The organism is Bacillus sp. SIMBA_008 (genome assembly GCF_046535495.1).
Lineage (GTDB): Bacteria > Bacillota > Bacilli > Bacillales > Bacillaceae > Bacillus > Bacillus subtilis.
The window spans coordinates 1-251 of sequence record NZ_JAWRWL010000907.1 but is presented as its reverse complement, the minus strand read 5'-3'; the positions used below and the strand labels follow the sequence as shown (position 1 = coordinate 251).

Below are 251 nucleotides of genomic sequence, written 5' to 3'. Positions count from 1 at the left end.
CTTTGACAAATGCGGTCGGTGTATTAAAGGAAGAAATGCGTCATTTAGATTCAGCGATTATCGCAGCCGCAGATGAAAGCTCAGTTCCTGCTGGCGGAGCGCTTGCAGTAGATCGTCATGAATTTGCAGCAAACGTTACTGATCGAGTAAAAAATCACCCGAATGTGACAGTCTTTCAAGAAGAAGTACAAAGCATTCCAGAAGGCCCAACAATTATTGCGACAGGCCCGCTTACTTCTGAAGCACTTTCA

1 protein-coding gene is annotated in these 251 nt (G+C 45.0%); it reads left to right on the top strand.

Annotated features, from left to right (window positions below; genetic code table 11):
- The coding region (locus tag SB658_RS26005) for an FAD-dependent oxidoreductase (RefSeq protein ID WP_410603372.1) at positions 1 to 251 on the top strand (251 nt) is incomplete at both ends.